Source organism: Streptomyces antioxidans, from assembly GCF_000968685.2.
GTDB classification, from domain to species: Bacteria; Actinomycetota; Actinomycetes; order Streptomycetales; family Streptomycetaceae; genus Streptomyces; species Streptomyces antioxidans.
Genome location: NZ_LAKD02000207.1, coordinates 1 through 788, shown reverse-complemented (window position 1 = coordinate 788; position 788 = coordinate 1). Strand labels below are relative to the sequence as shown.

General features: G+C 69.7%; 1 protein-coding gene. It reads left to right on the top strand.

From position 1 onward, the window contains the following. Nucleotides 1-46 precede the first annotated feature (46 nt). A partial coding sequence (locus VT50_RS37695) for a condensation domain-containing protein (protein WP_240529498.1) occupies nt 47-788 on the top strand: 742 nt, incomplete at its 3' end.

Genomic DNA, 788 nt, shown 5'->3' with positions numbered 1-788 from the left:
CCGTGACTACCTCGCCTGGCTCGCCCGCCAGAACGAGGAAGAAGCCATGGCGGCCTGGCGTAAGACACTGGCCGGGGCGGATGAGCCCACGCTGGTGGCTCCGGCCGAGTACAACGGGGCGCCGGCGCATTCCGCCATGGTGTCCGGCAGCGCGAGCGAGGAGCTGGACCAGGCGCTGCGCGACCTGACACGCCGCCTCCACGGCCTCACCCTGAACACGGTCGTCCAGGCCGCCTGGGCACTCGTCGTCGGCAAGCTGACCGGCCGACGGGATGTGGTGTTCGGCGCCAGCGTGGCCGGACGGCCGCTGGACCTGCCCGGCATGGAGAGCATGCTGGGGCTCTTCATCAACACCGTGCCCGTACGCGTGTGTTTCGACCCGGCGCAGTCGGTGGCCGAACTTCTGGCGGAGCTGCAGGCCGAGCAGGCGGCGCTGGTGGACTACCAGTATCTGAGCCTCAGCGATATCCAGCGGCAGACCGGCCCCGGGGCCATGTTCGACACCATCATGGCGTTCGAGAGCTTCCCCTCAGGTACGAACGCGCGGAAGCCGCCGAACGACAAACCAGCGGGCGATGAGACCGAGCGGCGCGGACCGGGCGGCCTGAAGTTCACCGAACACGGGCTCCGGGAGTCGATCAACTACCCGCTCGGCCTGGTGGTCGGCCCGAGCGGCGGCCTGGGCATGCGGCTGAGTTACCGGCCGGACCTCTTCGACGAGGAGACGGCCCAGGGGCTGATCGACCAGGTGTTCCGGGTGCTGGGGCAGATGGCGGCCGATCCGGAGA